The sequence below is a fragment of the Pseudomonas sp. FBCC-B1667 genome (assembly GCF_059133255.1).
On the sequence record NZ_CP101437.1, the window covers coordinates 2,394,992 to 2,418,312 of the forward strand.

General features: G+C 54.8%; 25 protein-coding genes and 1 tRNA gene. 19 read left to right on the top strand and 7 right to left on the bottom strand.

Going from position 1 to position 23,321, the window contains the following annotated elements; translation table 11 throughout:
* Nucleotides 1–38 precede the first annotated feature (38 nt).
* Nucleotides 39–1,067 (top strand): nucleoside hydrolase, encoded by a 1,029-nt coding sequence (locus NL116_RS10755; protein WP_494377132.1) that lies wholly within the window; start codon nucleotides 39–41, stop codon nucleotides 1,065–1,067.
* 32 nt (nucleotides 1,068–1,099) lie between these two features.
* On the opposite strand, the gene NL116_RS10760 is transcribed toward NL116_RS10755, so the two are convergent.
* On the bottom strand, nucleotides 1,100–1,312 hold the full coding sequence (locus NL116_RS10760) for a hypothetical protein (protein ID WP_494377133.1): 213 nt from the start codon (nucleotides 1,310–1,312) through the stop codon (nucleotides 1,100–1,102).
* A 132-nt stretch (nucleotides 1,313–1,444) separates the two neighbouring features.
* On the opposite strand from NL116_RS10760, the gene NL116_RS10765 reads away from it, so the two are divergent.
* Both NL116_RS10765 and NL116_RS10770 read left to right on the top strand, forming a co-directional pair.
* On the top strand, nucleotides 1,445–1,750 hold the full coding sequence (locus tag NL116_RS10765; protein WP_494377134.1) for a hypothetical protein: 306 nt from the start codon (nucleotides 1,445–1,447) through the stop codon (nucleotides 1,748–1,750).
* A 164-nt stretch (nucleotides 1,751–1,914) separates the two neighbouring features.
* Complete coding sequence (locus NL116_RS10770; protein WP_494377135.1) at nucleotides 1,915–2,235, top strand: I78 family peptidase inhibitor; 321 nt, start codon at nucleotides 1,915–1,917, stop codon at nucleotides 2,233–2,235.
* A gap of 72 nt (nucleotides 2,236–2,307) precedes the next feature.
* On the opposite strand, the gene NL116_RS10775 is transcribed toward NL116_RS10770, so the two are convergent.
* Both NL116_RS10775 and NL116_RS10780 read right to left on the bottom strand, forming a co-directional pair.
* The gene (locus tag NL116_RS10775; protein ID WP_003179963.1) at nucleotides 2,308–2,520 is read right to left on the bottom strand and encodes a cold-shock protein; all 213 of its coding nucleotides are present in this window, start codon (nucleotides 2,518–2,520) and stop codon (nucleotides 2,308–2,310) included.
* Between the two features lie 292 nt (nucleotides 2,521–2,812).
* Nucleotides 2,813–3,112, bottom strand: coding sequence for a hypothetical protein (locus tag NL116_RS10780; protein ID WP_494377136.1), 300 nt, complete (start codon nucleotides 3,110–3,112; stop codon nucleotides 2,813–2,815).
* A gap of 383 nt (nucleotides 3,113–3,495) precedes the next feature.
* On the opposite strand from NL116_RS10780, the gene thrS reads away from it, so the two are divergent.
* The 9 genes from thrS (at nucleotide 3,496) to NL116_RS10825 (ending at nucleotide 10,951) form a co-directional block, all read left to right on the top strand.
* The gene (thrS, locus tag NL116_RS10785) at nucleotides 3,496–5,418 is read left to right on the top strand and encodes a threonine--tRNA ligase (RefSeq protein WP_438661801.1); all 1,923 of its coding nucleotides are present in this window, start codon (nucleotides 3,496–3,498) and stop codon (nucleotides 5,416–5,418) included.
* Nucleotides 5,418–5,969 (top strand): translation initiation factor IF-3, encoded by a 552-nt coding sequence (infC, locus tag NL116_RS10790; protein ID WP_172668659.1) that lies wholly within the window; start codon nucleotides 5,418–5,420, stop codon nucleotides 5,967–5,969. The genes thrS and infC overlap by 1 nt, the downstream gene beginning before the upstream one ends.
* Before the next feature lie 60 nt (nucleotides 5,970–6,029).
* Nucleotides 6,030–6,224 carry a 50S ribosomal protein L35 gene (rpmI, locus tag NL116_RS10795; protein WP_008145659.1) on the top strand — a complete coding sequence of 65 codons (195 nt, stop codon included), beginning with the start codon at nucleotides 6,030–6,032 and terminating at the stop codon, nucleotides 6,222–6,224.
* A 27-nt stretch (nucleotides 6,225–6,251) separates the two neighbouring features.
* The gene (rplT, locus tag NL116_RS10800; RefSeq protein WP_007905879.1) at nucleotides 6,252–6,608 is read left to right on the top strand and encodes a 50S ribosomal protein L20; all 357 of its coding nucleotides are present in this window, start codon (nucleotides 6,252–6,254) and stop codon (nucleotides 6,606–6,608) included.
* Between the two features lie 109 nt (nucleotides 6,609–6,717).
* Nucleotides 6,718–7,734 carry a phenylalanine--tRNA ligase subunit alpha gene (gene pheS, locus NL116_RS10805; protein WP_007905876.1) on the top strand — a complete coding sequence of 339 codons (1,017 nt, stop codon included), beginning with the start codon at nucleotides 6,718–6,720 and terminating at the stop codon, nucleotides 7,732–7,734.
* Between the two features lie 26 nt (nucleotides 7,735–7,760).
* Nucleotides 7,761–10,142 carry a phenylalanine--tRNA ligase subunit beta gene (gene pheT / locus NL116_RS10810; protein WP_494377137.1) on the top strand — a complete coding sequence of 794 codons (2,382 nt, stop codon included), beginning with the start codon at nucleotides 7,761–7,763 and terminating at the stop codon, nucleotides 10,140–10,142.
* A 3-nt stretch (nucleotides 10,143–10,145) separates the two neighbouring features.
* Nucleotides 10,146–10,448, top strand: coding sequence for an integration host factor subunit alpha (gene ihfA / locus NL116_RS10815; RefSeq protein WP_002553164.1), 303 nt, complete (start codon nucleotides 10,146–10,148; stop codon nucleotides 10,446–10,448).
* Nucleotides 10,429–10,785, top strand: a complete 357-nt coding sequence (locus NL116_RS10820) for a MerR family transcriptional regulator (protein ID WP_003179985.1) — start codon at nucleotides 10,429–10,431, stop codon at nucleotides 10,783–10,785. Before ihfA ends, NL116_RS10820 begins: the two co-directional genes overlap by 20 nt.
* 89 nt (nucleotides 10,786–10,874) lie before the next feature.
* A tRNA-Pro gene (locus NL116_RS10825) sits at nucleotides 10,875–10,951 on the top strand.
* 614 nt (nucleotides 10,952–11,565) lie between these two features.
* Here the strand turns inward: NL116_RS10825 and NL116_RS10830 are convergent.
* Both NL116_RS10830 and NL116_RS10835 read right to left on the bottom strand, forming a co-directional pair.
* The gene (locus NL116_RS10830) at nucleotides 11,566–11,925 is read right to left on the bottom strand and encodes a hypothetical protein (protein ID WP_494377138.1); all 360 of its coding nucleotides are present in this window, start codon (nucleotides 11,923–11,925) and stop codon (nucleotides 11,566–11,568) included.
* 444 nt (nucleotides 11,926–12,369) lie between these two features.
* Nucleotides 12,370–13,296: an alpha/beta hydrolase gene (locus tag NL116_RS10835; RefSeq protein ID WP_027620514.1), complete on the bottom strand. Its 927-nt coding sequence runs from the start codon at nucleotides 13,294–13,296 to the stop codon at nucleotides 12,370–12,372.
* 121 nt (nucleotides 13,297–13,417) lie between these two features.
* On the opposite strand from NL116_RS10835, the gene NL116_RS10840 reads away from it, so the two are divergent.
* The 5 genes from NL116_RS10840 (at nucleotide 13,418) to NL116_RS10860 (ending at nucleotide 19,157) form a co-directional block, all read left to right on the top strand.
* On the top strand, nucleotides 13,418–14,356 hold the full coding sequence (locus tag NL116_RS10840) for a LysR family transcriptional regulator (protein WP_494377139.1): 939 nt from the start codon (nucleotides 13,418–13,420) through the stop codon (nucleotides 14,354–14,356).
* Between the two features lie 675 nt (nucleotides 14,357–15,031).
* Nucleotides 15,032–15,802, top strand: coding sequence for an SDR family oxidoreductase (locus tag NL116_RS10845; RefSeq protein ID WP_027620512.1), 771 nt, complete (start codon nucleotides 15,032–15,034; stop codon nucleotides 15,800–15,802).
* Between the two features lie 75 nt (nucleotides 15,803–15,877).
* Nucleotides 15,878–16,969 carry a glycerol dehydrogenase gene (locus NL116_RS10850; protein ID WP_494378035.1) on the top strand — a complete coding sequence of 364 codons (1,092 nt, stop codon included), beginning with the start codon at nucleotides 15,878–15,880 and terminating at the stop codon, nucleotides 16,967–16,969.
* A 47-nt stretch (nucleotides 16,970–17,016) separates the two neighbouring features.
* Complete coding sequence (locus NL116_RS10855; RefSeq protein WP_027620510.1) at nucleotides 17,017–17,979, top strand: cyclase family protein; 963 nt, start codon at nucleotides 17,017–17,019, stop codon at nucleotides 17,977–17,979.
* Nucleotides 17,980–18,140: 161 nt separating this feature from the next.
* Nucleotides 18,141–19,157: a LacI family DNA-binding transcriptional regulator gene (locus tag NL116_RS10860; protein WP_494377140.1), complete on the top strand. Its 1,017-nt coding sequence runs from the start codon at nucleotides 18,141–18,143 to the stop codon at nucleotides 19,155–19,157.
* 18 nt (nucleotides 19,158–19,175) lie between these two features.
* Here NL116_RS10860 and NL116_RS10865 read toward each other — a convergent pair whose 3' ends face one another.
* A complete protein-coding gene (locus NL116_RS10865) occupies nucleotides 19,176–20,123 on the bottom strand; it encodes a nuclear transport factor 2 family protein (protein WP_494377141.1) in 948 nt (315 codons plus the stop codon).
* A complete protein-coding gene (locus NL116_RS10870; RefSeq protein WP_494377142.1) occupies nucleotides 20,120–21,124 on the bottom strand; it encodes an LLM class oxidoreductase in 1,005 nt (334 codons plus the stop codon). Before NL116_RS10870 ends, NL116_RS10865 begins: the two co-directional genes overlap by 4 nt.
* Before the next feature lie 353 nt (nucleotides 21,125–21,477).
* Between NL116_RS10870 and NL116_RS10875 the strand changes: the two genes are divergently transcribed.
* Nucleotides 21,478–22,014 (top strand): 2,4'-dihydroxyacetophenone dioxygenase family protein, encoded by a 537-nt coding sequence (locus NL116_RS10875; protein ID WP_423502580.1) that lies wholly within the window; start codon nucleotides 21,478–21,480, stop codon nucleotides 22,012–22,014.
* Between the two features lie 84 nt (nucleotides 22,015–22,098).
* On the top strand, nucleotides 22,099–23,025 hold the full coding sequence (locus tag NL116_RS10880; protein ID WP_494377143.1) for a LysR family transcriptional regulator: 927 nt from the start codon (nucleotides 22,099–22,101) through the stop codon (nucleotides 23,023–23,025).
* Nucleotides 23,026–23,321 lie beyond the last annotated feature (296 nt).

Genomic DNA, 23,321 nt, shown 5'->3' on the forward strand with positions numbered 1-23,321 from the left:
GTATCCATTCGTTTTTCCCCGCGCACAAGGAGTGCGATATGCCCCGCTATGCTATGAAACTGCGCCACCTGCTCCGGAGTCTGCTGCTTTTGTCCCTGATTACTGCAACCCACGCCCGAGCGGCGGAAAAGATCGACTTGATCATCGACACCGATCCCGGAACCGACGACGTGGTCGCTTTGCTGTTTGCCTTGGCATCGCCCGAAGAACTGAACGTTCTTGCGCTGACAACCGTGGCCGGCAACGTGCGTCTGGACAAGACATCGCGTAATGCGCGATTGGCCCGCGAGTGGGCAGGGCGCGAAGATGTGCCGGTTTATGCCGGTGCACCCAAGCCGCTGATGCGCACGCCGATCTATGCCGAGAATATTCATGGCAAGGAAGGTTTATCAGGCGTTACCGTGCACGAGCCCAAGAAGGGCCTGGCAGAAGGCAGTGCGGTCAATTACCTGATCGGCACCTTGAAAGCGGCCAAACCTCATAGCATCACTATTGCCATGCTCGGCCCGCAAACCAACCTGGCGTTGGCGCTGATCCAGGAGCCGGAAATCGTCCAGGGCATCAAGGAAGTGGTGATTATGGGCGGCGCGCATTTCAACGGTGGCAACATTACACCGGTGGCTGAGTTCAACCTGTTCGCCGATCCGCAGGCGGCTGAAATTGTGTTGAAAAGTGGTGTGAAGCTGGCCTATCTACCGCTGGATGTGACGCACAAGATCCTCACCAGCGAATCACGCCTCAAACAGATCGCGGCGATCAACAACAACGCGAGCAAACTGGTGGGCGATATTCTTGATGCATACATCAAGGATGACATGGAGCACTACGGTCTTACAGGTGGTCCGGTGCACGACGCTACCGTCATCGCCTACCTGCTAAAGCCTGAGCTGTTTAGCGGTCGCTCGGTCAACGTGGTCGTAGATAGCCGCGAAGGTCCAACCTTTGGTCAAACCATTGTCGACTGGTATGACGGTCTCAAAGCGCCGAAGAACGCTTTTTGGGTTGAGAGTGGTGACGTCCAGGGCTTCTTCGACTTGCTGACTCAGCGTCTGGCTCGTTTGAATTAAGTTTTAAGCCCGCAGGTGCCTGCCTGCGGGCCTCACCCCCGCCCTCCTTCTAGCGCGGCTTTTTGGTCTGCCAGGTGTTTTTCGAAGATCTGCTTGATGAACGTCTGGGCGGCTTCGGTGCCAAGGTCCCGGACCAACAGATCGATACCGATAATGGCGAGCTCTTCCGTGCTGCTTGGGCTGTAAGAGCTGTGCCCGTCCGGCCATTTTGCTTTGATATCGGCGTCGATGCTTACGGTGGTCATGATGGCGCTCGTGAAGTCGGGAAAGTCTGAGTGTCGAGTTAACCATTTTGCGCGGCGTTTGGCACTCCGACTTAGGCATGGGAGGAGGGCTATGCGACACTTGGTCTTTGACGAATTTTCAAGGACCGCGCTGTGCAGATCGATTTGAACTCCCCTGACGGTTTGACCCTTGAGGCAGTGCGCCAGCTATTGGCCAGCGCCAGTGACGATGAGCACACTCAATTGCGGGTAACCCAAAGCGGCATCGCCTACATCTCTTCGGGTGTCGTAGGCGGCACTGACATTGGTGGGCTGCGATTTCGGCTGGAGACGTGGGCCAAGGGCTCGGGCTATGTAGGATTGGTCGCGGCCAGTGACGAAGTCTGGGTCATGCAGATTTTCAACGCGTTGAAAGAGAACTGGCCGAATCCGCCGTACGACTACATCGACGTTTACTGATCGCTGTTCATATTCAGTCACGATTGAGTACTGAAGGGCAGGACGATGCTCAGGCAAACTCGGCGCTTGTGCGGCTTGAGGGCAGGGTGAGGGCATTCACCTTGAAACCTATCGCCGAAATGGCGGTCGCACGTTCTCTGGTCAACTATTGAAAAGGAGGCTTCATGCCTTGGAAGCTCGCGTCATTGGGTGCTGTGTTTGTCGTCACTCTGCTGGCAGGTTGCAGCAGTACGTCATCCGAGTCGGCAACTGACCCTGTAACGACGACTGACACGGGTCATAGCCGCTGCGAGGCAAAGGCTGCGGAATTCACCGTTGGCAAGACGGCTTCGCCCGAGTTGTTGGAGCAGGCGCGCACTCGCGCAGGCGCACAGAACGCACGGTTCCTGTCCCCCAACGATATGGTGACCCTGGAGTACCGCTCCGACCGTCTGAACCTGAACACCGATGCCAATCGGGTGGTCACTCGCGTCAACTGCGGCTGATCGCACCAGGCTTTTGTTTCGCCCATAAAAAACCCCGTCGCATGGACGGGGTTTTTTTAGTGCGCCAGAAACTTACTCTGGGCGAACTTGTGCAGCTTGCATACCCTTTTGGCCTTTCTCAGCCACGAAGGAAACGGTCTGGCCTTCTTTCAGGCTTTTGAAACCGTCGCTTTCGATAGCTTTGAAGTGTACGAACAGGTCGTCACCGCCACCTTGAGGAGTGATGAAGCCGAAGCCTTTTTCATCGTTGAACCATTTAACGGTGCCGGTTTGGCGATTAGACATGGTGTATCTCCAAGAAACATATATTTTCAGTAGTGCTGTGCTGCTCAGGCCAACTGGGCACACCGGAGTATCATAGTCGAAATGTTCGGTTTGGGAGCCCCCCGGACGTGCTGTTTGCCCTCAGATAGCATGCTTTTCGTCGCGTAAAATGGCTGGAGGCCCCGGTTTAAGAGGCTTTGCGCTAAAAAGCAGGGCAGTAAAAAAAGCCGTAAAAGCTGCGTAAATTATGTAAATCAGCCCTTTTTTGGCTGGTTTTGACCTGCTAATTCATCAAAAGCTGCGCTGTAAAACCCTATTTCTGGACTCTGCATGCCGAGATTTCTTTCAGGGCGCGCTGGCTCAACTCAGGGCCAGGTGGATTGTTTTTGTCCATCAGCTGAGTAATTTCCTGGGTGGTGAATTTTTTATCCAGAACGTCGGCTCCGCATGCACAATGCTTCTGCGCTTCGGCCGGATTCAACTTTTGGCTGGCAGCTTTGGTGCAATCGCTCATGTACTGGGCTTTCACACCGGCTGGCCATGCGGCATGGGCGCTCAGTGGCAGCAGTAAGGCGAGCGGGGCGGCAAAGGCGAAAAGACGGGTCAGGCGCATGTCGGGAACTCCTTGGGGTCGATAATCTGTAGCGATTCTCAGCCTATTTGAGGTGACCCGTACATCTCAAGTTCACTCTGTGCCATAAAAGTGTGAAATCTTCATTGTCTGGACGCGTAGGCGTCGATGACCGTTCATCTGTGCTAGCATGCCTCGCTCGGGCGTTTGCAAGCCCCGGATGACCTTCAGTCCCGGTGGCGGCAACTGCGCGAATAACCCTGATTTGAATCCCAGTCACTCTGGTTCGGTTTTCCGGTTGGCCGCAAGGCTCCTGCCGCTGTAAGGCAGGCGTTCGTCATTGAATGGCCTGGACCGGATCTTGTACTGGCTCATCCCAACCCACGTGACCTTTGGTAGGGGTCACCACTAGGAGAGGAGGCGCCATGCCAACTATTACTCTTCCCGACGGCAGTCAACGTTCATTCGATCACCCGGTTTCCGTAGCCGAGGTCGCCGCATCCATTGGTGCTGGCTTGGCCAAAGCCACTGTGGCCGGCAAGGTCAATGGCAAGCTGGTCGATGCCAGCGACATCATCGACAGCGATTCCACGCTGCAAATCATTACGCCAAAGGATGAAGAGGGGCTGGAGATCATTCGCCACTCTTGCGCCCACCTGGTTGGCCACGCGGTCAAGCAGTTGTACCCGGCCGCCAAAATGGTAATCGGGCCGGTGATTGATGAGGGCTTCTATTACGACATCGCCTTCGAGCGTCCTTTCACTCCGGACGACCTCGCCGCCATCGAACAGCGCATGCAGCAGCTGATCGAGAAAGATTACGACGTGATCAAGAAAGTCACTCCGCGCGCGGAAGTGATCGAGGTGTTCAAGGCCCGTGGTGAAGACTACAAGCTGCGACTGGTCGAGGACATGCCGAACGAGCAGGCCATGGGCCTGTACTATCACGAAGAATACGTCGACATGTGCCGCGGCCCGCACGTGCCGAACACGCGTTTCCTGAAATCCTTCAAGCTGACCAAGTTGTCCGGCGCGTACTGGCGTGGCGATGCCAAGAATGAGCAGTTGCAGCGCGTTTACGGCACTGCATGGGCAGACAAGAAGCAGTTGGCGGCTTACATCCAGCGCATCGAAGAAGCTGAAAAGCGCGATCACCGCAAAATCGGCAAGCGCCTGGGCCTGTTCCACACTCAGGAAGAGTCGCCAGGCATGGTGTTCTGGCACCCGAACGGCTGGACGCTGTACCAGGTACTCGAGCAGTACATGCGCAAGGTTCAGCGTGACAACGGTTACCTGGAGATCAAGACTCCGCAAGTCGTTGACCGCAGCCTGTGGGAGAAATCCGGGCACTGGGCCAACTACGCCGACAACATGTTTACCACTCAGTCGGAAAATCGCGACTACGCCATCAAGCCAATGAACTGCCCTTGCCACGTGCAAGTGTTCAATCAGGGCCTGAAAAGCTACCGCGAGTTGCCGATGCGTCTGGCCGAGTTCGGTGCTTGCCATCGTAACGAGCCATCGGGTGCGTTGCACGGCATCATGCGTGTGCGTGCTTTCACGCAAGATGACGCCCACATTTTCTGCACTGAAGAACAGATGCAGGCCGAATCGGCTGCATTTATCAAGCTGACCATGGACGTTTATGCTGATTTCGGCTTCAAAGACGTCGAGATGAAGCTGTCCACTCGTCCGGAAAAACGCGTTGGTTCCGACGAATTGTGGGATCGCGCTGAAGCGGCATTGGCTGCAGCCCTTGATAGCGCTGGCCTGCCGTACGATCTGCAGCCAGGCGAGGGTGCTTTCTATGGTCCGAAGATCGAGTTCTCGCTGAAAGATTGCCTTGGCCGCGTCTGGCAGTGTGGTACCCTTCAGCTCGATTTTAACCTGCCTGTCCGTCTGGGAGCCGAATACGTCTCCGAAGACAACAGTCGCAAGCACCCGGTAATGTTGCACCGGGCGATCCTGGGCTCCTTCGAACGTTTCGTCGGAATCCTGATCGAGCACTACGAGGGTGCATTCCCTGCGTGGCTGGCTCCGACCCAGGCCGTGATTATGAATATCACTGATAAACAAGCCGATTTTGCTGCTGAAGTTGAAAAAACTCTCAACGAAAGCGGATTTCGTGCCAAGTCTGACTTGAGAAATGAAAAGATCGGCTTTAAAATCCGCGAGCATACTTTGCTCAAGGTTCCCTATCTCTTGGTTATCGGAGATCGGGAAGTCGAGATGCAGACTGTCGCTGTGCGTACTCGTGAAGGTGCTGACCTGGGCTCGATGCCCGTCGCCCAGTTCGCTGAGTTTCTCGCGCAAGCGGTTTCCCGGCGTGGTCGCCCAGATTCGGAGTAATTATTATTAAGCGTGAAATGAGACAAGATAAACGAGCTGCACCGAAAGCCCCGATCAACGAGAATATCTCGGCACGCGAGGTTCGGTTAATTGGGGCTGAAGGCGAGCAGCTTGGGATTGTGTCAATTGAAGACGCGCTTCTTAAGGCTGAAGAAGCCAAGCTCGATTTGGTGGAAATTTCCGCCGATGCAGTACCCCCTGTTTGCAAGCTGATGGACTACGGCAAGTCGATCTTCGAGAAGAAGAAGCAGGTTGCTGCGGCCAAGAAAAACCAGAAGCAGATTCAGGTTAAAGAAATCAAGTTTCGTCCAGGGACGGAGGAAGGGGATTACCAGGTAAAACTGCGCAACCTGGTACGTTTCCTGAGTGATGGGGACAGGGCCAAGGTATCCTTGCGATTCCGCGGCCGTGAGATGGCCCACCAGGAGCTGGGGATGGAACTCCTCAAGCGAGTTGAAGGTGACTTGCTCGAGTACGGTTCGGTCGAACAGCATCCTAAGATGGAAGGACGCCAGCTGATCATGGTCATCGCCCCGAAAAAGAAGAAGTAATCAACAGGGCACGGCAGGCCTTCTGATTATGTTTATCAACTGAATGCGGAGTATCCGAACATGCCAAAAATGAAAACTAAAAGTGGTGCTGCTAAGCGGTTTCTGAAAACTGCTAACGGTATCAAGCACAAGCACGCTTTCAAGAGCCACATCCTGACTAAAATGTCGACCAAGCGTAAGCGTCAACTGCGCGGTAGCAGCTTGCTGGCACCGTGTGACGTGGCAAAAGTCGAGCGCATGCTGCGCCTTCGTTAATTTAGTCAAGAATAGAGGAAGTAACTCATGGCTCGTGTAAAGCGTGGCGTCATTGCCCGTAAACGTCACAAAAAAATTCTGAAACTTGCTAAAGGCTACTACGGCGCTCGCTCGCGCGTATTCCGTGTTGCCAAGCAAGCGGTAATCAAGGCAGGCCAATACGCCTACCGTGACCGTCGTCAGAAAAAACGTCAGTTCCGCGCTCTGTGGATCGCTCGTATCAACGCTGGTGCACGTATCAACGGTCTGTCCTACAGCCGTTTCATCGCCGGCCTGAAAAAAGCGTCCATCGAGATCGACCGTAAGGTTCTGGCTGATCTGGCAGTGAACGAAAAAGCGGCGTTTGCTGCGATTGTCGAGAAAGCTAAAGCCACCTTGGCTTAAGTACCCCCGACAGTCACCTGGCCTCACCTCTGTGGGGCCGGGTGTTAAACGTCATAAATAGGGGAAGAGCCTTCAAGCTCTTCCCCTATTTTGTATCTGGAGTCTGTACATGGAAAACCTGGACGCGCTCGTCTCTCAAGCACTAGAGGCTGTGCAAAGCGCTGAAGATATCAATGCCCTGGAGCAAATCCGGGTTCACTACCTTGGCAAAAAGGGTGAATTGACTCAGGTGATGAAGACCCTGGGGAATTTACCGGCAGAAGAGCGTCCGCAAGTCGGCGCCCTGATCAACGTTGCCAAGGAGCGTGTCACAGAGGTTCTCAATGCCCGCAAGGCACTGTTTGAAGAGGCCGACCTGGCCGCCAAACTGTCTGCCGAGTCCATTGACGTGACCCTGCCTGGCCGCGGCCAGACCTCTGGTGGTCTGCATCCGGTTACCCGGACTCTGGAACGTATCGAACAGTTTTTCACCCACATTGGCTATGGCATTGCCGAAGGCCCTGAGGTCGAAGACGACTATCACAACTTTGAAGCGCTCAACATCCCAGGTCACCACCCGGCCCGGTCGATGCATGACACCTTCTATTTCAATGCCAACATGTTGCTGCGCACCCATACCTCGCCGGTACAGGTCCGCACCATGGAATCGAAACAGCCGCCGATCCGCATTGTCTGCCCAGGCCGTGTGTACCGTAGCGACTCCGATATTACCCACTCGCCGATGTTCCACCAGGTCGAAGGCCTGCTGGTCGATCGCGATATCAACTTCGCCGACCTCAAAGGGACCATCGAAGAATTCCTGCGCGTGTTTTTTGAAAAAGAACTGGCCGTTCGTTTCCGTCCTTCGTACTTCCCGTTCACCGAGCCCTCCGCTGAAGTCGACATGGAATGCGTGATGTGCAGCGGCAAAGGCTGCCGCGTCTGCAAGCAGACGGGCTGGCTGGAAGTGATGGGCTGCGGCATGGTTCACCCGAACGTGTTGCGTATGTCCGGGATCGACCCGGAAGAGTTTTCGGGCTTTGCCTTCGGCATGGGCGTTGAGCGTCTGGCCATGCTGCGTTACGGCGTGAACGACTTGCGTCTGTTCTTCGACAACGACTTGCGGTTCCTCGCGCAATTTCGCTAGTCGTAACGAATTCTTAGGAGAGCAGGATGAAATTCAGTGAACAATGGCTGCGTGGCTGGGTAAGCCCGCAGGTAAGTCGCGACGAGCTGGTTGCTCGTCTGTCGATGGCCGGTCTTGAGGTCGATAGCGTTACGCCGGCCGCTGGTGTTTTCAGCGGTGTGGTCGTGGGCGAGGTGCTGAATACCGAGCAGCACCCGGACGCTGACAAGTTGCGCGTTTGCCAGGTCAGCAATGGCTCGGAGACCTTCCAGGTCGTCTGCGGCGCGCCAAACGTGCGCCCGGGCCTGAAAATCCCGTTCGCCATGATCGGTGCCGAGCTGCCGGGCGACTTCAAAATCAAGAAAGCCAAGCTGCGTGGCGTTGAGTCCAACGGCATGCTGTGCTCGCAAGCCGAGCTGCAAGTGGGCGAAGGCAACGATGGTCTGATGGAATTGCCGGTCGATGCGCCGGTCGGTCAGGACATTCGTGAATATTTGAGCCTGGACGACGCCAGCATCGAGGTCGACCTGACCCCGAACCGCGGTGACTGCCTGTCCCTGGCTGGTCTGGCCCGTGAAGTCGGCGCGCTATACGCTGCCACCGTCACCCGCCCGGTTGTTGCCTCTGTTCCAGCCGTGCACGATGAAGTGCGTTCGGTTGAAGTGCTGGCGCCAGCCGCTTGCCCGCGTTACCTGGGTCGTGTGATCCGTAACGTCGACCTGTCCAAACCTACGCCGCTGTGGATAGTTGAGCGCCTGCGTCGTTCCGAAGTGCGCAGTATCGACGCGGCTGTCGACATCACCAACTACGTAATGCTGGAGCTGGGTCAACCGCTGCACGCCTTCGATCTCGCCGAAATCAACGGTGGCATCCGCGTGCGCATGGCCGAAGAAGGCGAGAAACTGGTGCTGCTCGACGGCCAGGAAGTCACCCTGCGTAGCGATACGCTGGTGATCGCCGACCACACGCGCTCCCTGGCTATCGCTGGCGTCATGGGTGGTGAACACAGCGGTGTGAACACCGCGACCACTCGCGATATTTTTCTCGAAAGCGCGTTCTTCGATCAGATCGCTGTCGCTGGCAAGGCCCGTTCCTACGGCCTGCACACGGACGCCTCGCACCGCTACGAGCGTGGCGTGGACTGGAAACTGGCCCGTGAAGCCATGGAACGTGCGACTGGCCTGCTGCTGGAGATCACTGGCGGTGAAGCCGGCCCGATCATCGAAACCGTCAGCGAACAACATCTGCCGAAGATTGCTCCTGTGACGTTGCGCGCACAGCGGATCACCCAAATGCTGGGCATGGAAATGGATTCGGCCGAAGTCGAGCGTCTGCTCAATGCTTTGGGCCTGACTGTTTCCGCCGATGGGACAGGGCAGTGGCGCGTTGAAGTGCCAAGCCATCGCTTCGACATCAGTCTGGAAGTCGATCTGATCGAAGAGCTGGCCCGTCTGTACGGTTACAACCGTCTGCCGGTTCGCTACCCGCAAGCTCGCCTTGCGCCACAAGCCAAGGCTGAAGCGCGCAGCGAGTTGCCCGAGCTGCGTCGCCTGTTAGTGGCTCGTGGTTATCAGGAAGCGATCACCTACAGCTTCATCGATCCGAAACAATTTGAATTGTTTAATCCGGGGGTGGAGCCGCTGCTGCTGGCCAACCCGATTTCGAACGACATGGCAGCCATGCGCTCGTCCCTGTGGCCAGGTCTGGTCAAGGCGCTTCAGCACAACCTGAACCGTCAGCAGGATCGCATCCGTCTCTTCGAAAGCGGCCTGCGCTTTGTCGGTCAACTTGAAGGCCTGAAGCAAGAGCCAATGCTGGCCGGTGTGGTGTGCGGCAGTCGTCTGCCGGAAGGCTGGGCACAAGGGCGCGATGTTGTTGACTTCTTTGACGTCAAAGCTGACGTGGAAGCAGTGCTAGGCTTCGCCGGTGCGCTCGATTCATTCACTTTCGTACCGGGCAAACACCCAGCATTGCACCCGGGTCAAACCGCGCGCATCGAACGTGAAGGCCGTCTGGTCGGTTTTGTCGGCGCCATCCACCCTGAATTGTCGAAAACCCTCGGTCTCGACCGCCCGGTCTTCGTTTTCGAACTGGTTCTGGCGGAAGTGGCGTTGGGCAAAATGCCTACATTCCACGAGTTATCGCGCTTTCCTGAAGTGCGTCGTGATCTTGCACTGATCGCCGAGAAAGACGTCGCAGCCAGCGCTGTACTGGACGTAATCCGTGAAAATGCAGGGGAATGGCTGACGGACCTCAGGCTATTTGACGTGTATCAGGGTAAAGGCATTGATCCTGATAGAAAAAGCCTTGCAGTCGGCTTGACCTGGCAGCATCCATCGCGCACTCTTAATGACGATGAGGTGAATACCACGACGCAAAATATCCTCACCTCGCTCGAACAAAGGTTGAACGCCACGTTAAGGAAGTGACGTATGGGGGCTCTGACGAAAGCTGAGATGGCGGAACGTCTGTATGAAGAGCTGGGCCTGAATAAACGGGAGGCCAAGGAATTGGTCGAACTGTTTTTTGAAGAAATCAGGCACGCTCTTGAAGACAACGAACAAGTCAAATTGTCCGGTTTCGGCAATTTCGACCTTCGGGACAAACGCCAGCGGCCTGGCCGCAATCCGAAAACGGGGGAAGAAATCCCGATCACGGCTCGCCGTGTGGTCACCTTTCGTCCAGGGCAGAAGTTGAAGGCCCGAGTTGAGGCTTATGCTGGAACCAAGTCATAACGACGAGCTCCCCGTCATCCCTGGCAAACGCTACTTCACCATCGGTGAAGTCAGCGAGCTGTGTGCGGTAAAACCACACGTGCTGCGCTATTGGGAACAGGAGTTTCCTCAACTCAACCCCGTCAAACGCCGCGGGAACCGCCGGTATTATCAGCGACAAGACGTGCTGATGATCCGGCAGATCCGCGCGCTTCTTTACGATCAAGGGTTCACCATCGGCGGCGCGCGCTTGCGCTTGTCCGGCGATGAAGCCAAAGACGATACTACCCAATACAAGCAGATGATTCGGCAGATGATTGCCGAGCTGGAAGATGTGTTGGTGGTTCTCAAGAAATAATTTCCTGCGTTTGAATACTTCCAGTTTTCAAACGCTTGCGATATATTCTTGAGCGTCCTTCGAGAAGAGGGGCGAGTTTCACGCCTAGTCGGGGCGTAGCGCAGTCCGGTAGCGCACTAGCATGGGGTGCTAGGGGTCGAGTGTTCGAATCACTCCGTCCCGACCATATAATTCAAGGGGTTGCGAGATTTTATCTCGCGACCCTTTTTTATTTTTAGGCGTTTTTACCCCCACAAAACGGCTGGCTCTGGGTGGAATCCTCACGGGTTCCGCGTGAGCGGGCGCAGGCTTTGGCGCTCACGCGTGGTCTCTTTACCAATGTTGTTTGGTCTTTCTCTTCAGGTCCTGACGTTTTTGAGTGTTTAAGACTATTTTCCTGTGTATTGAGAACTACATACAGGTCAACCATCAGCTTGTTTATCTCAGGTCGCTCGGGTCATCCTACGTACCCGGAAGTTAGGCTTGGGCGGCACTGGGATCGTATAGCCGTCGGGGATTGCGTAGGTCATAGCCCATCATGAACAATCCAGCTTCAAAAGCGTGGCAGCGGTCTACTAGCTGAGGCTGCTTGGCGAATAATTCGGACCCTTCTAGTACCGCGCGGATGATCCAACCTAATTGGCGCTGACGCCGTGCCCAAAGGTGCCGACTGGTGGTGGAGAGTTGCGGTGTACCGTTGTACCCAAGCTTTAACTGTTTTGGGTTTCGAATCTGGTCGCTGATCCATGGCCCCCAGGCGAAGTCCACTACCTGCGGCGCAGTGGTGCTGGTGCCTTGGCGTTACAGGCAGTAGAGCAGCGCGATGGCGGCACCGACCCGGCCGTCATAGATTGGAGAGCCAGTAGTGTCGAGCAGGGCATGGATCTTAGTCATGCCCGAGTCGAATCTTAGGATGTTCTGCTTGGTGAGGTGGTTGAGCTGCTGCTTGCGGTCCAGCGCGAGAAGCGCCTGGCACTGCTTTAGGTAATTCATCAAGTTCTTGTCGTGCATTTGATTCTTGAGGAATCCGACGGCGCCATCGACTTTTCCCCACGCTAGGATCGCTTCGCAGGCTCCATGCGTGGCGAACTCATCGCGGGCGCGAACCGCCAACGCAAGCGAATGCGCAGCCGGCGCAGCTCCGCCTTGACCGTCTCCCAATTCCCGCCCCACTGGTATTCGCCGCTTCGATACCTTGAACCTTGGAGTCGATCGCGTTGCGCACGAGCCTACTGCGCGCGACCTTCAGATGTACTGGAAGAGTGGGAAGGTTTTCGATTAGCCACTCGATGAGGCCGAGCATGTCCGGTTGCTCGAGAAACTGCTTGCGATTCATTCCATGGTTCCTGGTCGCGCCGTGATGCGGATGATGCTCTAAGGTAGCGCACGACGGGGTAGACTCGGGGATTGATCGTGCTGCGGTCTCGTGTCATCGGAAAAACCATGTTCTGAGTTCAGTGGACATGACCTGCCAAGAAGGGGGGGTAAGTGACAAGAGTTGGGCAGGGCGCTTGCTCAGGTTTTTTATTAGCCTGATGAAGCTTTTGTGGAACAGCATTAGTAAAACCGCGAGAGCAGGAAAAGCTATCGCGGTTGTACTGCGTTTTAGCGGTTAGCGTCGGCCAAGCCAGCCTCGATGAACCGAACGGAACTCTCCATCGCCTGCTGACCCTCTGGCAGCATGGTGGCGTAGAAGTGCCAGGCGTGGAACATCGCAGGCCAGACTTCCAAGTTGACGCGAACGCGGTTATCAGCAAGATGAGTTGCAAGGCGCATCGCATCACTCAACATCAACTCGTTCTCGCCGATCTGCACCAGAATTGGAGGAAGTCCGGTGACGTCCGCGAACACAGGAGAGGCCAGAGGATGATTGGCCAATGTGTCGCCCAAGAACGCTCTGGCGAGGATGTCCAGGACAGGCTTAGAGTTCAGAGGATCCAGACCTTCACGATTGCTCATGGAGGCGCCGGTATGTTCAAGGTTTGCCCATGGCGAAATGGAGGAGCCAACCGCAGGCAATGGAAGGCCTTTGGATTTCGCCGCCACCATCACGCTGACAACCATCGCGCCGCCAGCCGACTCGCCAGAGAATGCAATCTTGTTAGCCGGAATTTTTTGTTCAAGCAACCACTCGTAGGCACGCAGTGTGTCGTCAATAGAGGCTGGGAACTTGTGCTCAGGGGCAAGACGGTAGTCCGGCATGTACACACGAGCGCCGAGCATTTTCGCGTAGTTGCCGCCGATGCCGTGGTAGCCGTCTGGACGGCCAACAATGTAAGCACCTCCGTGGATGTACATCACGACTGCGTCGGTTTTGATCTCGTCAGGAGTGACCAGTGTGCCTGGCACGCCACCCATGTCGACCGCTTCAAACTTTACGCCAGCAGGCGCTGGATTTTGTGCGAGCATTTTTGCGTAAGAGTCGCGGATGTCGCTCATTTTTGTGGTGGTATCGATTCCCTTAAGAACGGGTACCAGATCGCTAAGGCTGTTGGCCCAGGTTTGGACGGCTGCTTGGACTTTAGTGTTCATAATGACCTCAATTGATCGTTGGGAGTGGATTAGCTAATTGAGATACTATGCTTAGTATTAGGGAATAGGGTTCCCCATAACAGGTGCTAAGCCGCCCGAACGTTGAGACCACTGAGGCCGTATGGAACTCCATAACCTGAACGATATCGCCGCGTTTGTAAGCTCGGTAAACGCTGGAAGCTTCACTGCGGCGGCAAAGCAGCTTGGCCTTACTCGCTCTGCAGTGGGGAAGTCGATAGTCAGGCTCGAGGCTCGTTTACATGTACGTCTACTGAATCGCACTACGCGTAGCTTGAGCATGACGGATGACGGCCAGGTTCTTTATGAGCGCTGTGTGGGCGTTCTTCAGGATCTGGACGACGTGGAGGATGCCCTTGCGTTTCGTCGTTCGACACCTAGTGGGCGACTGCGGATGAGTCTGCCGGTTGCGTTGGGCAGACTTCATGTCCTTCAGCACGTTGAGTGCTGTCTTAAGGATTGGCCCTCCCTGAGCGTGGATATCACCTTTTCTGACAGGCTGGTCGATCTGATCGATGAGGGATTTGATTTGGCCATGCGCATCGGGCCACCGAAGGAAGATTCTCGGTTGTTAACGCGCACTGTGGCCTACCAACAAATGATTACCTGCGCTTCCCCCAAATATTTGGCTGAGCATGCCGAGCCTAAAACGCCTGAGGATTTATCCGAGCACCAGTGCCTGCATTTCGTGAGCGGTGGGAGATTGCTTCCTTGGAATTTTCGCGTGAATGGTAGCTCTGTGTCCGTTACTCATGGTGGAAGGCTACAGATGGACAGTGCTGAGTCATTACACCAGTCAGCTGTAGCTGGCCTGGGTATTGCGACTCTTCCTTCCTACGTGGTGAACGACGATTTGAGGAGCGGCAAGCTCGTTCAATTGCTCGCTGGGTATGCAGAGGCCGCAGAGCCTATTCGGGTGATCTACCCTAGCAAGCGGCACCTATCTCCAAAAATTCGACTCTTCATCGATAAGCTCGTGGAGGCTTGGTCACCATGCCCACCATGGGAGCAGCATTCTGCGGAAGGCATTCACTCTGCCTGACCCGTGAGCGAGGCCCGCGCGTCTAGTCGATGCATAGCATATGCATCGCGTATTCATCTCACTTGAGCATCGACTTCCAGGCGTGGGCACTGCGCCCGTATTCCGTGCATCTGCCAAAGGAGCCAGTGGCTCAGAGGCTTAGTGCGCCGGTGTTTTCCACATCCTCAATATGATTGGCGCAGATGCTCATGACTGCGAAGGCATTCACCACTGCTCAGTTTCGTAGGAGCTATTGGCCCTCCTTGCGCGGGGAGTGACTGTGCAGACGCTTGACAGCGGTCAAATATCCGAATAAAAATGAAGCGCTTCATAAATATCTCTTTCGAGAATAAATACAAAAAATAGAGTCGTGAACAGATCATAGATTTTGTTGGCTTAGGGCCGCAGGCTATGAGCGTGAAACGATTCATATTTGCCGTTTTCCTAGGCAAGTCTGGAGATCATGATGGTCACTGCATCATTAGCCTGCGCTCGGTCACGCACGCGGGCAGCCCTCGCCACTCTCTTATCCAAAGTCACCGACCGCTCCGGCACGTGGACACTGGCTTCGCCACGCAAATCTCCTAACACCACCCGCTTACATGAGCCCGAAATTTTCGGTCAGCCAGTGCGGCATCAGACGCGTGTGAGCATCATCGCGTCTTGTTTCTGTTTTTTCAGCGCGGGGAATTTGGCATGACGAATCTTCGACATTCAGGACGCACAGTTCTCATTACCGGGGCCGGTGGGGGCATCGGTGCCTCGATTGCCCGGCTGTACTGCGAGGAGGGCGCGCGGGTTGCCTTGGTAGATTTCGACGAACAGTCAGTTTCCGAGCTTTCCCGGCAACTCAGTGCTGCCGGACATTTGGTGGCTTGGGCTAAAGCTGACGTATCAGATTTCGCTCAATGCAGTCGAGCCTGTCTTGAACTTAGTGAGCAGCTCGGCCCGATCGACACCTTGATTAACAATGCAGGTATTTCACCCAAACACGAGGGCGCACCAGCGCCGATTTGGGAAATGGATCCTCAGGAATGGGATCGCGTCGTTGGCATCAACCTGACTGGCTCGTTCAACTTGGTCAGAGCTCTCGCACCAGCGATGGTCGAGCGCCGTTTTGGAAGAATAGTGAACATGTCTTCCGTTGCTGGCAGCGCTTACCTCCCTATCGTCGCGGCGCATTACAGCGCCACGAAAGCCGCAGTTATTGGTTTCACCCGTCACCTGGCAGGTGAGCTCGGGCCCTATGGCATTACGGCAAACGCACTGGCTCCGGGACGCATCGAAACGCCGCTTCTAAAAACCGTTTCTGCGCAAGCGAACCAGGCAGTCGTTGATGAGACTCCGTTGGGCCGTCTTGGAACGCCACTTGAGGTAGCTAAAGCAGCATGCTTTTTGACTTCAAACGACAGCGACTTCATCACGGGCCAAGTCGTGGATGTGGCAGGTGGCTGGTTGATGCGCTGATCCAGCCTGGCTCGTATTCAACGTAACGATTTATCTCACAGTTTTTCAGCAGCGGGTGGTGGCATGGTTCGAACAATGGGTTTTCCTGGCCGATACGAGCAAGGGCCAGGCGCGCTAAAGCAGCTTGGCAGAATCCTTTCGGATATGGGGCAATCGCGCCCTTTGGTCTTATGCGACGAGTTCGTCTCGAGGCATCTGTGGCCTGAGGTAGGGAATGCATTGTCGGAGCATGGCTTCGAGGCGAACAGTATCGTTTTTCCTGGTGAGTGCACTAAAGCGGCAATTGCGTCTCTCTGTGAGCGATCAGCAGATTACAGGCCAGATACCATCATCGCTTTGGGCGGGGGTAAGACAATTGACACGGCTAAAGGGATGGCTGCTCAGCTTAACGTCCCCATTGTCGTATGCCCGACCATTGCTTCCAGCGACGCCCCAACCAGCCGTTTGATTGTGCTTTACGACGAAGCGCACAAGGTCGTTGGTGTCGAGTACCTGAACATGAACCCCTCCGCAGTCGTCGTTGACACCGAAGTGATTGTCCGTGCGCCTGCAAGGTTTTTCGCCGCAGGCATCGGCGACGCCATCAGTAAAAAGTTTGAGGCGCAACAATGTCAGTCTGCCGGAGGCAATAACTCATTTGGTACTCCAGCGTTGAACACTGCATTGCTGCTAACAGAGGCAGTGTTTAAGACGCTTATGACCTACGGGTACAGCGCTTACCAAGCAGTAGGCCGGCACGAGGTTAATGATGATGTCGAGCGGGTTGTTGAAGGAACCGTCCTTATCAGTGGCGTTGGGTTCGAGAGTGGCGGCTTGTCGCTAGCCCATGCGCTTGTGCGAGGTCTTACGGCAATTCCTGCGATTACTTCCATGCTGCATGGTGAGCTTGTCGCATTCGGGACGCTGGTGCAGATGTCCGTCGAAGAGCGCCCAGACTCAGAGATCTTAGAGGTCGCTCAGCTTCTGAATGATGTGAATCTTCCCGTCACCCTCGACGGCCTTGGCCAGACGTCTCCGTTTACCTCTAAGGAACTGGACATTGTCGTCCAGGCAACACTGGGTGCGGTGTACGCGAAAAATATGGCGCCAGCCCTTACGGCTGAACGACTCATCCGAGGACTCGCTCGTGCTGACGAGCTGGGACAACGATTTGAACATTTCAACTAACCGCTAAATGCAGCACAGCTAATCCAAGAATAAAAGAGGCTCAGAAAATGACAGACAAGACCGTTCCGCACATTCATGACTTGCTCAAAGACTCCCCTAAGAACTGGGGTAAGTGGGGCCCGGATGATGAGGTAGGCTCACTCAACTACCTTACAGGTATCGAAGTGCTCCAAGGGGTCAAAGAGGTCAAGCAAGGCAAGACATTTACTTTGCAGGTGCGGATGGCAGATCCTGCTGGTGACCCGGTCTGGCCTGGCCGCTCTCAGTCAAAACGCATGAATATCATGGATCGTGGTCACTACAACTGTGGCAAAGGCCCACATTTTCCGGGCTCTTACGAGTTCGCCGACGACGTGATGTTTTTTCATCTTCAAGGGTCAACTCAGTACGACGCCCTAGGGCATGTCTGGTACGACGATCAGATTTGGAATGGCTACAGCGCTGATACCACTATCGGCTCCCTGGCCAAGGCGAGCGTTGCTCCATTGGGTGAAAAAGGCATCGTTGGCCGAGGCATTCTGATCGACATAGCGCGCCACCGTGGTAAAGACGTGCTGGATGCAGGTGAAACTTTCAACCATGAGGATCTAATGGCTGCGGCCCGGGCTCAAGGCGTCTCTATCAACAAGCGCGACATTCTCATCATCCGCACTGGGTGGATCGGCTCGTTTTATAAACGCGACCCGGAAGAGTTCTACAAAGACTTTATCGAGCCAGGCCTGACCTACAGCCCTGAGCTGGTGAAGTGGTTTCAGGAGATGGAAATTCCGAACATTGTCACCGACACCATCGCTAACGAAGTCACCGTCGATCCCGTGTCAGGGGTTGCGTTGCCGTTGCACAACGCACTCATGAGGAACTTGGGCATCACTCTCACTGAGATCGCTCAGCTTGATCCTCTCGCTGAAGACTGCGCTGAGGACGGTCAGTGGACGTTCCTGTACACCGCAGCCCCTCTAAAGGTCGTTGGCGGAACCGGCGCCCCTGTGAATCCGATCGTCATAAAATAAGTGTCTTTGCCTGGGGGCAGCAGAAACGCTGCTCTCAGGTTTTTCTCTCCAATTAACGGCTCCCGAACGGCAGGCTGTTGGCTTATCATCCTCTGCGCAAATCGAGGGCGTTCTTCTGATCGTCCTGTCTCCGCGCTACGATCAAGGATGCTGAATCTCCAATGAAAAAAATCGAGAAACCGAAGCTCAAGGATGTGGCTGAATTGGCGGGCGTCTCGATGGGGAGTGCTTCAAGAGCGTTGGCTGTCCCGCACTTAGTGAAACCTGCAACGCTGGCCAAAGTACAAGCAGCTGTTCAAGAGCTCGGGTACGTGCGAGACGGGGCCGCGCGTGCTTTGGCATCCAGGCGCACGCACAGCATCGGAGCCGTTTTTCCTACTTTTAACAACCCAGCGTTCGCTGAAGCTGTCCAGGCCCTCCAGTTAAGGCTAACGGAGCTTGGGTATCACCTGATCATTTCTTCGCATGAATACGACCAGGCGCAAGAACTGGTAAACGTAAGGAACATGATTGAGCGGGGCGTCGAAGGCCTACTGTTGGTGGGTACTGAACATAGTCCAGAAATTTATGAAGCACTAACTGCCGCCCAATGCCCATTCATTCTCATGTGGTCGCTAGATGGTGCTCACGACCATCACTGCGTGGGGTTCAGCAATGAGGAGGGTGGTCGATTGATAGCCAAGCACTTGCTTAGCCTTGGTCATCAAAGTATCGCCATGATCAGTGGAGTTGTTTCTAACAACGAACGGGCAAAATACCGTCTGAAAGGAATCACCGCTCAGCTAATCGAGTCAGGGATAGAGCTTTCAAGTGAACGGATTATTGAGCAGCCATTCACGATTGAGGGAGGGCGCGCCGGGCTGCGGATTGCTATGGAGCTTAACCCCAAGCCTACAGCCATTGTCTGCAGCACTGACCTCACCTGTATCGGAGCGTTGGCGGAAGCGCGCTCCAATGGGATCGACGTCCCCAAAGAACTATCAGTCAGCGGGTTCGATGATATCGAGTTCGCGGCTGCCTACGTTCCAGCCCTGACGACCGTCAGGGTGCCGACTTCGAAAATTGGTATCAGCAGCGCCAACAACATCGTTGCGCTGATCGAGGGGCGCCCACTTGCACGCCGCGAGCGCATACAAATCGAACTCGTCGTCCGAGATAGTACGGCGCCACGGCCTTAGAGCGTTTTCAGGAAGGGACTAAACTCTTGGTGCTTCATTGGCATTGAACCAGCCTGGGCGGTACTCGCTCCAGGTCAGTTGCCAGAATCCCTCATGCTTGCGACGAAGCCGCATCCGGTAATGCGCGCCATAGAGAGGCGTGCCATCTTGCGTGTGTGAGTTTCCAGGAATGACTCTGCCGACAATCATTTCCGCTATACCCTTTTCCTCGTCAGACTTGATCTCCAGCACGTCCGCGAAATGCTGCATCCACGGCCAGGGCCTGCGAAACTCTTTGAAGGAGCCGATGATCGCCTGGCGCCCTTCAATAAGGCCCATCGGTTGGAAATCACCAGCGGCGTCGTTGGTAAAGCAATGAGCAAGCAGCTGCATGTCAGCCTGATCCAGCGCCCATGAGTAACGAGCGTAGGTTTCAGCAATACACTCCGCACTGGTCACCGAAGCCGTTGAGTTAGGGAAAGCAAGCCATGGCGAATTCAGCTCGCTAACGATGGTCGGGGCTGGGTCGCCAATCCTCCATCCGTCGTCTCTTGGTGGAAGCTGCCAGTGAATTGCAAGCGAGTAGTCCCCGGTTACCCAATTCAAGGCAATCAGCACGCTGTCGAGGCGCCAGGTGCCTGCTGTCTTTTTCAGAGAGCCTGTGACAGTCATACCAAATCCGAGCGTGGCCGACTTTGTGGTTTTGCTGATATGGCCATAGGCGTAGAAACTGAAAGTGGCGTCGGTTTCTCCACCACCCACATAGTGATTGGTTGCCTTCACTGAAAAGCCATCAGCCTTGGCACGGTCTTGCTGGAAAGCTCTGGCAATCTTGCGTCCACCCTCATGAGCGGACATGTGGCTTGTTACCAGCTGGCAATTGTCAGTGAATATATCCCCAGCAGATTCCCAATTACCGCTCTCCCAGGCTTCCAGAAAGGTGGCTATAACGCCTTTAATGTCGGTGCGATCACTTGAACCGGTCACTGGTTCACCTGCGAGGCAGGTTGGCCTATGGGAAAGTGTGGCAGGACATACTCAGCCATCTCCTCCAGGACATCAGCGGCTGGTCGCTGCAGAGGTTTGATATTAAGTGCGACGTGTGAAACACCTTCATCCTGTTGCCGTTTCCAGAGATCCACGAGAGCATTACGCCCGATCCTTATTCCGTTGTAGCCGCGTTCCAGCGGTGTGCTCGGATCCTTCGCTAGATCGAAAAATGTCGCGTAGCCGTATGGTTTTGCATTGCCGGTCTGACTGGCAGAACGGAACTCGCGGATGAGGCCGGGCAAACGATTGAAGTCGCTCAGATGCCAAATCCAGGCATCGGCATTATTGGCTATCCACTCAAGCGTCTGACGGGCTCGGCCCACGACAATCATGGGGAGTCGAGGGCCAACTGGCTTGGGTACCATGTCTAGCAAGCCTTCCAGCTTGCCGAAAAGTTTGGTTGAGACGCTTGGGAAGCTATTTTCAGTGACTGTCTTAATCAGCTCGAAGCCTTCCCGGTATCGTTCTTCTCTCGCTTCGAAATCAATCCCGAATGCTGGATATTCAATCGGGCGATCTCCGCTGGAGAGCCCTAACAAGAATCGTCCACCAGTGAGCTGGTCAACCGACACAGACTGTTTAGCAACGATCAACGGCTCGCGCAGTGGAAGAACGATTCCTGTCGTTCCTAGAGCAATTTGTTTAGTTACGGCTGCCAAATATCCAAGGTAGACGAAAGGGTCGATCATCTGCCCGGTGTCACCAAAGCTTGGATCGTAAAAGGGCACGTCCCTCATCCATAAAATTGCAAAACCAGCCTCATCCGCGATTCGAGCAAGACGTTGATGATCCTGCAAGGTAGGAAACGGTGAGTTTGGGTAGCCTTCCAAGGGCATGATGTATCCGAAGGTGAGGCCTTCGGGTTGGAACACTCGCGAATAGGCCGGGTGAGCTGCAAGCTCGGGACTGAGCTCAAGGGAAGGGCTGAGAGAAGTCATTGCTAAACCTCATTATTTCAAGCCGATTACTACTGTGTAAGCGGCTTTCTAGATGAACAGGTCTGCATGGTAGTGAAGGTATTGGGGAAAATGTGTCCCCTCTGATGGGGCGCGATCCACTGATGGCCGCTATCCCCTGAGTGAAAAATCTGCTGGGTCAATCGCTTGAACTCGTTCGCAGTAGGCGTCTGAGATGCGTCGCGGCCTTCAACAGGATGAGCCTTACGCGCTGTGACGAGTGGTCACAGATGGTGTGAATTTCTGAGTATTCTCCTGTGCGAGAGCATCACCTACTCTCACTCAGCGATTGAAATCCTGGCTCGCTCGCCAGTCACACGTTGAGAGAAACTATAATGAATACGCCCGTTAAACCTGATGAACTTGCCATTCCTTATGCTTTGCCGCAGGTGCCTTTCATGTCTCCAGACATGGTGCATCCAGGCGTTATGACCACTTGGCTCGAAGACGATAATCTCTGGGTGCCTGTTACCAAGTCAGTATCTTTCAAACCATTGCTGCTGAGCGTTAGCGGCGGGTACTACATCAACCTGCTCCGAGTGCGGCAGAGCGGGGTATTGTCACGTCACCGTCACTCGGGAGCAGTGCATGCGATCGTGTTGAAGGGGCGTTGGTACTACCTTGAACATGATTGGGTGGCTGATGAAGGCTCCTTTGCATTCGAGCCGCCAGGGGAAACTCATACTCTGTTCGTCCCTGAAGATGTTGAAGAAATGATCACCTGGTTCCACGTTCAGGGGGGCTACACTTATGTCGACCCGCAAGGTGTCGCTGTTGGCTATGAGGACGTCTTTACCAAGCTGGAAGCCGCACGCAGCCACTACAAAACCTTGGGCTTGCCGGACGATTATATCGAGCAGTTCATTCGCTGATTTTCGGGCAAAAAAAAACGCGCTACGGCGCGTTTTTTTGTGTAGATAAACAGGTGGATTCAGTCGCGTAAGGAGCGTACTGAAATGGATCAATACTCTCAAATGCTAGCGTTCATATGGTCGACAGAGTGCGGAAGTTTTTCTGCTGCCGCCAGGGCGCATGAGATGACGCCTTCAGCCATCAGCAAATTGATTGCGCGACTGGAAGATCGACTTCGCGTTCGTCTTTTTCAGAGGGGTTCCCGAGTCCTCACGCTGACGGAGGAGGGTGCTGCTTACCTACGCAGTGCGAAGGCGGTGGTTGAAGCGATGAGTGAGGCTGACTCCCTGGCAGAGGGACTTCCCTCTAGGGTGAGTGGCACGCTACGCATCCACACGATGACCTCTTTCGCGAAGCAGCAAATCGTGCCTTGGTTGCCAGAATTCCTCGACACTTATCCTGGTCTTGATGTCGAGATTCAGTTAGGCGCTCAGTTCGTTGACCAGTTTGAGCAAGGGTTGGACATAGCCATCCATAGCGGGATTCTTCCGAGCTCTTCCAGAATCGCGAAGAAGATAGGCGAATGTGAATGGTTGCTGTGTGCTTCGCCTGACTACCTGGAAAAGTATGGAACACCGCAGCAGCCAATAGACCTGATGAACCACCGATGCTTCAATTTCAGTTTTTCCAGCCCTTGGAACAATTGGGCCTTTATCCAAGATGGCCTAGGTGTGACGACCCCTGTGAAGCCCCGTGGATCGTTTACCCAGGGTGAGTTGCTAAGAGACCTGGCCAAATCAGGCGCGGGTATAGTCCGCCTTGCAGATTTTCACATTGGAAAAGACATTCAGGACGGATCGCTGGTGCTCCTGCTTGACGAGTACAAAGCGGAGATCTTAGAGCCTATATACCTGCTCTACTCGGATAGAAAGCATCTAAGTCCTCGCATCCGAGTTTTCATCGAGTTTTTTCAGGAAAAATGGATTGAGCATCCATGGAAGGTCGTGAGAGTACTACCCGAAGCGACTTGATAGCCACTACGGCCCCGCGCTTATCTTCACTCTACCTCCGCGCTAGCGTGCAACGTTGGCTCCTGCACAAGGGAGCCACTAATCCACCTCTCTGGTCATTTCCCCTCCTGCTCTGTGCCCAACAGATCTCTCAAAATCTGAGACCTATTCCCCAGTAAATACCTAGCCACATGCTTTGCTGGTGCATCTCTCATGCTGTGCCACTGACCTGTTCCTGGCGGTCACAGCAGGTGTGCTCTGCCAGCTATATTCAGCACTGAAGTTGAGCCATAACCTCTGTCCATGGTGAGCAGTAC

Coding starts and splice junctions, on each gene's coding strand:
- pheT (WP_494377137.1), top strand. CDS start 7,761: ATGAAATTCAGTGAACAATGGCTGCGTGGCTGGGTAAGCCCGCAGGTA.
- NL116_RS10755 (WP_494377132.1), top strand. CDS start 39: ATGCCCCGCTATGCTATGAAACTGCGCCACCTGCTCCGGAGTCTGCTG.
- NL116_RS10880 (WP_494377143.1), top strand. CDS start 22,099: ATGGATCAATACTCTCAAATGCTAGCGTTCATATGGTCGACAGAGTGC.
- rplT (WP_007905879.1), top strand. CDS start 6,252: ATGGCTCGTGTAAAGCGTGGCGTCATTGCCCGTAAACGTCACAAAAAA.
- NL116_RS10835 (WP_027620514.1), bottom strand. CDS start 13,296: ATGAACACTAAAGTCCAAGCAGCCGTCCAAACCTGGGCCAACAGCCTT.
- rpmI (WP_008145659.1), top strand. CDS start 6,030: ATGCCAAAAATGAAAACTAAAAGTGGTGCTGCTAAGCGGTTTCTGAAA.
- NL116_RS10870 (WP_494377142.1), bottom strand. CDS start 21,124: ATGACTTCTCTCAGCCCTTCCCTTGAGCTCAGTCCCGAGCTTGCAGCT.
- NL116_RS10845 (WP_027620512.1), top strand. CDS start 15,032: ATGACGAATCTTCGACATTCAGGACGCACAGTTCTCATTACCGGGGCC.
- NL116_RS10775 (WP_003179963.1), bottom strand. CDS start 2,520: ATGTCTAATCGCCAAACCGGCACCGTTAAATGGTTCAACGATGAAAAA.
- NL116_RS10875 (WP_423502580.1), top strand. CDS start 21,478: ATGAATACGCCCGTTAAACCTGATGAACTTGCCATTCCTTATGCTTTG.
- NL116_RS10760 (WP_494377133.1), bottom strand. CDS start 1,312: ATGACCACCGTAAGCATCGACGCCGATATCAAAGCAAAATGGCCGGAC.
- ihfA (WP_002553164.1), top strand. CDS start 10,146: ATGGGGGCTCTGACGAAAGCTGAGATGGCGGAACGTCTGTATGAAGAG.
- NL116_RS10820 (WP_003179985.1), top strand. CDS start 10,429: ATGCTGGAACCAAGTCATAACGACGAGCTCCCCGTCATCCCTGGCAAA.
- NL116_RS10780 (WP_494377136.1), bottom strand. CDS start 3,112: ATGCGCCTGACCCGTCTTTTCGCCTTTGCCGCCCCGCTCGCCTTACTG.
- pheS (WP_007905876.1), top strand. CDS start 6,718: ATGGAAAACCTGGACGCGCTCGTCTCTCAAGCACTAGAGGCTGTGCAA.
- NL116_RS10850 (WP_494378035.1), top strand. CDS start 15,878: ATGGGTTTTCCTGGCCGATACGAGCAAGGGCCAGGCGCGCTAAAGCAG.
- NL116_RS10840 (WP_494377139.1), top strand. CDS start 13,418: ATGGAACTCCATAACCTGAACGATATCGCCGCGTTTGTAAGCTCGGTA.
- NL116_RS10855 (WP_027620510.1), top strand. CDS start 17,017: ATGACAGACAAGACCGTTCCGCACATTCATGACTTGCTCAAAGACTCC.
- NL116_RS10860 (WP_494377140.1), top strand. CDS start 18,141: ATGAAAAAAATCGAGAAACCGAAGCTCAAGGATGTGGCTGAATTGGCG.
- NL116_RS10770 (WP_494377135.1), top strand. CDS start 1,915: ATGCCTTGGAAGCTCGCGTCATTGGGTGCTGTGTTTGTCGTCACTCTG.
- thrS (WP_438661801.1), top strand. CDS start 3,496: ATGCCAACTATTACTCTTCCCGACGGCAGTCAACGTTCATTCGATCAC.